Origin of the sequence: Rhodococcus sp. IEGM 1406, assembly GCF_030056745.1 — a bacterium.
GTDB lineage: Bacteria > Actinomycetota > Actinomycetes > Mycobacteriales > Mycobacteriaceae > Rhodococcus_F > Rhodococcus_F erythropolis.
In genome coordinates this window covers 24,309-33,022 of the sequence record NZ_JASHKO010000005.1, presented here as the reverse complement: position 1 = coordinate 33,022, position 8,714 = coordinate 24,309, and the positions used below count along the sequence as shown (strand labels likewise).

Here is an 8,714-nt window from a genome sequence, read left to right as displayed (position 1 = left end):
ACGAAACCCCCTTTGCGGGGCGAATTTATAAACCGCCCGGGTTAAATAACGGCCCACAGCACTATTTCTTGGCTTTCGACAAAATCTGCATCAACTGAAGTAGTGCCGAGAACTTCGCGAATACCGAGCGCGAGACCACCGGACCGAAAGCCGCGGTGTCGGTTGCATCGAACGCGTCGAGCAGATCGCGGAAGCTTTCGACCTGTTTGACCATCGCGTCGAGATCGACGTGCGTGGCGGCGTCGGCATCACGCAGAGCTAGTAGGTACTGCGGCGCCGTCACCAAGGCGACTGCCGGGATCTTCCGCTCGAACAGTGGTTCACCCTCGCCGAAATGAATGACCGGTCCTGGCGCCACGATTCGGCGATCGCCTGCCCCGATGTCGCGCCACAGCGGTGCAACGATGTCGTGTACTTCTCGGCTCGTCGCGTAGAGCAGTTCCGGTTCCGGAGTGGTCACCAACGCATAGCTGCCGGTCGAGGTGTCCTCGGTATCACCCAGCGCGCCGAGGTGTTCGATCGCGATCCCGGCTACTGCGCGCGCCTGACCGGCTTCGCCCTTCCACATCTCGGGGTGCGCTTCGAGCCAGGTGGAGGTTGCCTGTCCGTGCTTGGACACCGCTGGAATTCGCAGGTGGCCAGTCGTCAGCACAAAAACGTACGACCGTCGATGCGGCTGCGCGACGGCGTGCCGCGCCAAGGCCAACATTCCCAGATGCCCGTTCTCCTCGACGCCGTTGGTTCCGTCGCTGTGAGTGATGAGCAGAATCGTCTCTTCCGGTGATGTCCCCGGGGATACCGCCCACACCGTGTCGGTCCGGGTGTCCGGATGCAGAGTTGCATCCAGAACCAGAGTCGCCCGCTGACCGGAACGAGCTGCAGCGACAACCTTCCTGCCCTCGTCGCCGGCCACCCAGACGGCGGGGATGTCGTGGTACGGCTGCGTGAACGGAAGATATTGTCCCAGTGCGTTGTCCGGAGCGATGTCACGCCACACCGCGATCACGCCGAGCACTCCGGCCTTGCGGGCCTTGTCGAGTTTCGGGCCAAGAAGGGTTGCGGAGAGAACCGGATTTCGAAGAGTCTCGTCGGTGGCGATCGGACCCCACTCGCTGACCAGTAGCTTGCGGGGAAGATCGACGTGCGGGACCTCGATCACCGCGATCGCGCCCTTGGCCAAGGACCACTTGGGGCGTCGCGCGCTGACGTAGACCAGGGGAGCGGAGATTCCCTGAGGCCCGGTCAATCCCGAGTAGGGGAATGCGGACGAAACATTGATCGGTCCCGTCGGCAATCCGATGCGAAGCCCCTCAGATGTGTCCGGTAGATCCCAGCGTTCGAAAGTGTGTGAATCACGCCGGACTTCGAGGCCCAGTTCGGTCAGTTCGTTCGCGACTTCTTCCACCACAGCGTGGTGTGAAGGTGATCCTGTCAATCGTGGCCCCAGCGCGTCGAGTCGCTGTTGGCCGGCAAGGAGGAGATCGCGATCGACGGCCTGGCCGTGATTCATGGGATTGCCTTTCGTACTACGCGGCGTCTGCTCTGGTGAGGCGCCTGCCCGTGTCGTGTCCACGGTACCGAGCGGTCTGAAAAGGAGACGGAGAGCGCGCCGGATATGCCGTTTTCGCAGATATACCGGGTGCCAATGGGCCGATCGGTCCGTACCGTATGACCTTGGCACCGAAAGACTCCGTGTTCTTCGGACAGACCAGTCCACGGCGAGAGAGGCCTACGTTGGCTACGTATCTTTACAGGTTGGGGAAGTTCGCTTTCCGCCACAAGTATCTTGTGGTGGCCGCGTGGATTATCGTGATCGCGGTGGTGGGGGGCGCTATCAGCGCCACAAATCCGACGTTCTCCAAAGAATTCAATCTTCCGGGCACCGATTCACAGCGTGCGACCGAGTTGATGAACGAGAACTTTGCAGCGGCAGCGGAGCAGCAAACTCAGGCGTCGACCAGCATTCTCATCGCGGCAGACGACGGGCTTGCCGCGCACAGCGATCAGATCGACCAGTTGATCGCACAGGCGAAGACGTTGCCGGACATCGTCGATCCCGAGAAGATCGTCAATCCGGTCACTCTCGCGGAGGCCAATCCGGCGGTGGCGTCCGCCGTTCTCGGCGACAACGGCAAGGTCGGGCTGATCCAGCTCAATCAGTCGATTCGCATCGAGGATCAGACGCAGGCGAACAAGACGGCGTTCCTCGATTTGATGGCAAAATTCCGCACCGGTGGCCTGCAAGTCGAAGGCACCGGTTCGATGATGCAGGTGCAGGCCGCGGGCGGTCTGTCGGAGATGCTCGGCTTCGCGGTGGCGTTCATCGTGATGATCGTGGCGTTCGGCGCACTCATCGCGGCGTTCATCCCGTTGTTCACTGCAATTCTTGGAATTGCGCTGGCCACTCTGACGGTCACACTCGGCTCGGGCTTCTTCGACATCAACGAAGGTGTCACGGGAATCGTCACGATGATCGGCATCGCAGTCTCGATCGACTATGCGTTGTTCATCGTCTCGCGCTACCGCAGTGAGCTCAATCTGGGCGGAACCAGGGAAGCTGCTGCCGGACGCGCAGTAGGTACAGCAGGTTCGTCGGTCGTATTCGCGGGCCTGACAGTGGTGGTCGCGCTGGCAGCCCTGGCGGTGGTCGGGGTCCCGATGATCACGCAGATGGGAATCTCGGCGGCGGTTGCCGTCATCATCGCCGTGCTCGGCGCAATCACGTTGATCCCGGCAGTTCTGGGCATCTTCGGTCGGTTCGCGTTCTCGCCTCGTATTCCCGGGCTTCGCCACGGTGACGAGCCCGAGACGATGGAATCCAACGGACATCGCTGGGCCAAGATAGTCACCAAGTACCCGTGGCCGATCGCGGGTGCTGCTCTGGTCCTCCTGGTGATCGCGGCGATTCCGATGACGAAGCTCGAACTCGGACTCTCGTTCACTCAAGACGAAGAGCGACCGGCACTGGCCCTCCTGCAACGAGGATTCGGTGAAGGCGTCAACGGCGAATTGTTCGTCGTGCTCGACGCGCCCGACGGCACCGACATCACCGCGATTGCCGAAGGCACTGTCGCGCACATCAAGGGCCTCGACAACGTCGCAACGCCGGATCAGTTGATGTGGGTCGGAAACGGACCGGACGCGGCAAACCCGATGGCGGGCGCAAACTCTGCGCTCATCGCGGTCACCCCGCAGATGTCTCCGAGCGGCCCCGAAACCCACGAGCTGATGAATCAGATCCGGGACTACGGATCGACGGTGAAGTCGGAAGGCGCAGAACTCGGTGTAGCGGGTCAAACCGCGATCGTTGCAGACATGTCGTCGAAGCTCAGTTCCGCGCTCATCCCGTATCTCATCGTGGTTGTGGGGCTGGCGTTCATCATCATGATGGTCGTCTTCCGCTCGATCTTGGTGCCGCTGACCGCAACTCTCGGATTCCTGTTTTCCGTCTGTGCGACCTTCGGCGCCACGGTGGCCATTTTCCAGTTGGGCGACTTCGGGCTGATCGAGCACACACAACCCATCATCTCGTTCCTGCCGATCTTCATGATCGGTGTGGTCTTCGGGTTGGCGATGGACTATCAAGTGTTCCTCGTGACGCGAATGCGCGAGGAATACGTGCACGGATTGTCGGCCAAGGACGCCATCATCTCCGGCTACACCCATGGTGCTCGCGTGGTCGCGTCGGCGGCCATCATCATGATCTCCGTGTTCGGCGCATTCATGCTGTCCTCGGAGACGACAAGCAAGATGATGGGCTTCGGTCTCGCGGCGGCAGTCTTCTTCGACGCCTTCATCATCCGCATGATCGTGATCCCTGCGGTCATGTCGATCCTCGGTGATTCGGCGTGGAAGTTGCCCGCGTGGCTCGACAAGATCCTGCCGAACGTCGACATCGAGGGTGAAGCGATTCGGCGGATTCCGATCGAGCAGGATCCGGATTCCGATCCAGACCCGAATCAGGTGCCTGTGAGGGTTTAAGCACTCAGGTCGTCAGGACGGGGTGCCGGTTGCACAGCAACTGGCACCCCGTTCTTCTGTCTTCATGCGGCGCTCGCGCGATAGGAAACCATCCGGTTGGTAACAGAAATCGCTGTGATCGCGACAGGACTTCCAGAGGCGACGCGCATCGGGAGCGAGCCGTGACAGTGACTGCGAGGGTACGTGTCGAAGGAGCAAACCGATTCGAAGCGGGCCGAGAAGTGGACCTTCGCGCTGACGGTCGTCTCCCTGATCGCCGGTGGGACAGTGGTTGCCGGGCTGGTGGATCGGTGGAGCAGCTCGCCGTCCGATGACATCTCTGTAGCTGCGTCATCTTCGATCACCATGACGTCCACACCGGACGAGATTCCGGCGGAGGACGTGCCTGAATTCTCGTACGTCACGCCGAGCGCGGTGTACCCGACAACGATTCCGGGTTGTGAAAGCGTCGCAGCGCCAGAAGAGGATTCGTTCTTCTCCTATATTCTGGACGGATCTGACACGTACGACGATCCACGCTTTCCGTGGTTCTCGAGCGCCAAGGCCGCCGCGATGTCGGAAGCGGTCAAGCAGGCGCTCCCGAAAGATGTCGAGCTGAAGTTCGCCAGCCCGGGTAATTCGCTGCAGTTCGGGCCGATCTCTGCACCTTCGAACACAGATGGGCTGCCCGAGGGATTCTCGCTCGAGGAGTTGGCGTCCACCACTGCGTCCGGGACGCTGATTCGGGAGGGGAAGATCGGCGCGCTCAGCCTGATGCTGCACTCGAGTTCTGATCCGATCCCATCGTGTGTTGCGGGGTCGCTCGTCGAACGTCGGGTGCTGGCCGACCAGTCTGTGGTGGATCTGCAGGATACGTGGAGCGAAACCAATGGTGTACGCACCCTTAATCGGTCGGCAATGTTGTACGGAGTCGACGGGACCCGTATTCAGGCGTATCTCAACGACACGAACAACGACGGAGGTCCGGACGCCGAGAGTTCCGGCGTGGTGCCACTGACGCTCGACGAACTTGTAACCCTTGTCGAAATGCCACAGCTGCGAATCACCACGCCAGTTCCCCCGGGTACGGCACCGCTTTCGCCCGGGTGCCACGGGATCCCTCGAGACTCTAGCGACGTGGCCGAACTCGATCGCGCGACGATCGAACGTCTCAACGCCGTACTCGAGATCAGATGGCGCGCTGTACCTCCGGGTTTTCCGATTCTTGATGCCGGACCGGGCGCTCTGACGGTCGCGGAGAATGACAGGTCCACCGCATGTCAGAGATTTCTCACTCGGACGGGAGAGAACGAGTCGACGCTCAACATGACAATTACCGGCGGACAACCACTCCCCGCGGAGCCCAACAAATACGACCCCTCCTACTACGGGCACCCCTTGGAGTTCGTGACGGGACCGGATGGATCCGTGATCGAGCGAGACGAACGGGATTACTCGACCGTACCCATGACAAATGACGGCTCGAAAGCAGAATCGACGCAGGAAACGAGCAGGTCGGTGGTCGTCACCCGTCCGAATGGGACCCAAGTCTCGGTTTCGTCGTCGGCTGCGATCCCGAACGTGCCGATGACGTTCGAGCAGTTGGAGTTTCTCGCGACGACCGAAGGCTTGGAGATTCGATGACCGCCAGGTATTCGCCCAAGGCCCGCCTTCGGATCGCAGCCGCCGTAGCCGTAGTCACCGTCACCGCCGCCATCGCCACGGTGGTCACGTCGACGAGTTCCGAACCGACAGCGATCTCGTCGCCGCTATGGAGCGTCGAGGCCTCCGAGATTCTCGGGCGCGAGTTCGCGATATTTCGGAGCCCACTTGTTGGCACCGAATTCAACATGGACATGGGCGGATTCATCGACGCCGGATCACTCGCGGTCACGATGATCGGTATGCCGGATCGTCAGGCGTATTCGTTGGACGACGCAGAATTGGTCGGATTGGACGCCGAAGATGGCACAGTTCGTTGGCGCACGTCGGCGGTCGACATCGGTGGTTGCTCCGAGACTCTGCTCGGCAGTTCGGTGCTGTGTTTCTCCGGGCCGTACGTATCCGGTGGTTCGTACTCACTTTTCGATATCGAGACAGGAGAGCGTCGAGACATCAAGACGCCGTGGGCACCGATCATCGCGGTTGTCTCGGGTGACACGGTCCTCGCGCTCGAGGGTGATATCGAGAGCAACGACGTTCGCGTGCACAGCGGAACCGTCGACGATCCGGAAGCGAACTGGTCCAAAGCGTTCGACGTCGGTGGATCGTGGGAAGCCGGATACGTCGATCCGGTGATGTCGGTGCACGGCGATCTGGGTGTGATCGCTCTCGACGAGTCTCTGGGATTCGATCTGAAGACGGGCGAACAGCGGTGGGTACACGGTTACTCCACCTGTTCGACCGCGCATACATCGTCGGACGGCGTGACATTGGTGTCGGATGGCGGTTGCGAAGGCGATGGCCGTCCGACAAGTGAGTACGCGCTCGATCAGAACGGGCGCGAGTTCGCCAGGACGGACGAACTGCCCTCGGAGTCCTCGTACTACGGCGGGCGATACAGCCGAGATGATCCCGCGGGAAGATCGACTCCGATCATTCTGGGACACAGCGGTTTCGACCGGACTTCCGGCGAGAAATTGTGGTCCAACAGTGAACTCTTCGACACCGCACAGTCGTTGGCGGTGATCGGCCACGTGGTTGCCGTGACACGTTCCGGTCCCGAACCCGAGGTCCAGTTCGTGGACCTCTTCACCGGTGAGGTCCTGTGGCGATCGAACGCTGAGCGCGCCGGGGCGGTTGTCTGGCACGGCGATGTCGTTATCGACGAGGGAAACGTCTACGGAACGGATGTCCTTACGGGCCAACGTAGTTGGGAGGTTCGGGTGGATCAGGACGGGGACGACGAGTTCACCCCCTGGGCGATGCCGCGGGAGCTGTGGGCGGGGGACAAGGTGCTGTTGCGTTCCAGTGAAGACCGCATCACGGCGTTGAAGGTGTCGTGAGATCCGGTGTGGTGCATGTCCGTTAATACACTCGGATAAGCGCTCGGTACTCGGCGGTCAGCGGCCCGCACGGTCATCGATGAGCGGGTTTCGGTGTACCTCGTGGAGGACGCGGCGGACTTTTGTGCGCATCAGCAACGAGGGGTCTCTGCTGCACTGTCACTTCGCACCTGTAGTGAATAGCGAGGCTGGATTGGCTACTGGTTGACCGGCATGATTCGTCCTTGCGATTTGCCGAACAAGCGTCTGAACTCAAAACGCTCCTGCTCGAAATTGTATGCACGGTATATCGGCCATGCCAAGGCGTGGACAACTGTGTCCAGCCGGATCAGGAACTTGAAGCGCCAATTCATGACGTTGTGGAGTCGAAGGACCGATTCAGAAGCGCGGTTGTACTTCGAGTATTCGCGCGGAGGTGTTTCTCCCCGCCTCCCCGATGTTTCGACGCGCATGGAGTCGCACTGTCCGATTGTCAACCCGATCTTCTGGAGACATATCGAGAGATCCATGTCTTCGTGAATGTCAGTGCGCTCGCTCAAATTCTTCCGCACTTCTAGCCACGCTGATCTTTTCACGGCCATGTTCGCTCCGGTAGCAGCTAGCACTCGGCGATCATGATTGAACTTTCCACGTCGAATTTGTCGGTCAAGTACGAACCGGTGGACGCGCGAGAAAGGGGATTCGAAGAGGTATGTGACGCCCGCAACGGCGCAGTGGGTGGAGTTGGGGCCGAGGAATTCGCAAATCGCGGCCGCCCATCCGGTCTGGACCCGGGTGTCGGCGTCGATTCGGCCGACCAGTTCACAAGAAGACGCGTCAAAACCCGCATTTCGGGCATGCACAACACCTTGGCGTGACTCGAAGATATATCGAACTTTTTCGTGTGACCCTGCGTAGCGTTCTATTATCGAGGCAGTTCGGTCGGTGGAGTTGTTGTCGACTATCAAGATTTCGTCGATTGTGTCACCTTGCGCGAGCAGACGGTCAATGCAGTCCGCGATTCCTGCCTCTTCGTTAAACACAGGTACAACGACCGACAATTTATTTCGGTGAGGATTCTCAGTCGATTGCTTTGGGGACGTCACAATCGTTCCTGAGGTTTACGGTTTGGGCGAATCTTCACAAAATAACGGTATCAATCAATTTTTCACCTTCAAAATCGTGGCACTCGGGTAGGTAGGCCATGCCGAAACGGCCGCATGGCTACTGGTGTACGATTTGTTCTTTTTGTTGAGATTCTTGTTTGTAAAATTGCAGGTAGCGGGATATCTGATCGATAAGAGGGCTGTGGCGGCGCCGGCTGTCGGTCGATGTGTGGGCCGTCGTTCGAGTGCCAGAACTTATGCCGTATCTCACGCATTCCATACCGTGGTGGATGACTTGATGAGACGGACTGCCCGACCGTTTGGCCTCGGCGTAGGTTTACTGCGAGATTCAGATCGAACTATGCCGAACGGCCTTCCCGTGCGGATCGACTTCCCCGAGCGATGGAACGTCTTCGCCCCCGTGTACTCGGCGCATGAGCTCGTCGTCGAGTTGCCAACCGCCGTCGGTAAGGTGTTCAAGATTCCACTGATCAATGGCGCAACGCGACGGGTGATCGACGAAGAGGTTGTCGACCTCGCCCTCGCGGCCGAATTGTCGTCGATGGTGACCGGGCATCGGTATACCTCGACCAGTTGTCGGCGAACGATCGTGTGGATCAGCTACGAGACCGTATTCTGCACTATCACTTCGAATCTGCGGTGA

Annotated in this window: 6 protein-coding genes; 4 read left to right on the top strand and 2 right to left on the bottom strand. The window is 60.0% G+C overall.

All coding sequences use genetic code 11. From position 1 onward, the window contains the following. Window positions 1-61: 61 nt before the first annotated feature. Window positions 62-1,510 carry a zinc-binding metallopeptidase family protein gene (locus QM596_RS22055; RefSeq protein WP_097387618.1) on the bottom strand — a complete coding sequence of 483 codons (1,449 nt, stop codon included), beginning with the start codon at window positions 1,508-1,510 and terminating at the stop codon, window positions 62-64. Window positions 1,511-1,734: 224 nt separating this feature from the next. On the opposite strand from QM596_RS22055, the gene QM596_RS22050 reads away from it, so the two are divergent. The 3 genes from QM596_RS22050 (at window position 1,735) to QM596_RS22040 (ending at window position 6,965) form a co-directional block, all read left to right on the top strand. After that, window positions 1,735-3,981 (top strand): MMPL family transporter, encoded by a 2,247-nt coding sequence (locus QM596_RS22050; protein ID WP_070387076.1) that lies wholly within the window; start codon window positions 1,735-1,737, stop codon window positions 3,979-3,981. A 183-nt stretch (window positions 3,982-4,164) separates the two neighbouring features. After that, window positions 4,165-5,604 carry a hypothetical protein gene (locus tag QM596_RS22045; RefSeq protein WP_283309944.1) on the top strand — a complete coding sequence of 480 codons (1,440 nt, stop codon included), beginning with the start codon at window positions 4,165-4,167 and terminating at the stop codon, window positions 5,602-5,604. After that, window positions 5,601-6,965: an outer membrane protein assembly factor BamB family protein gene (locus QM596_RS22040; protein ID WP_283309943.1), complete on the top strand. Its 1,365-nt coding sequence runs from the start codon at window positions 5,601-5,603 to the stop codon at window positions 6,963-6,965. Before QM596_RS22045 ends, QM596_RS22040 begins: the two co-directional genes overlap by 4 nt. 197 nt (window positions 6,966-7,162) lie before the next feature. On the opposite strand, the gene QM596_RS22035 is transcribed toward QM596_RS22040, so the two are convergent. Beyond that, on the bottom strand, window positions 7,163-8,050 hold the full coding sequence (locus QM596_RS22035; RefSeq protein ID WP_133728515.1) for a glycosyltransferase family 2 protein: 888 nt from the start codon (window positions 8,048-8,050) through the stop codon (window positions 7,163-7,165). A 361-nt stretch (window positions 8,051-8,411) separates the two neighbouring features. On the opposite strand from QM596_RS22035, the gene QM596_RS22030 reads away from it, so the two are divergent. Continuing rightward, window positions 8,412-8,714 carry a hypothetical protein gene (locus QM596_RS22030; RefSeq protein ID WP_047889529.1) on the top strand — a complete coding sequence of 101 codons (303 nt, stop codon included), beginning with the start codon at window positions 8,412-8,414 and terminating at the stop codon, window positions 8,712-8,714.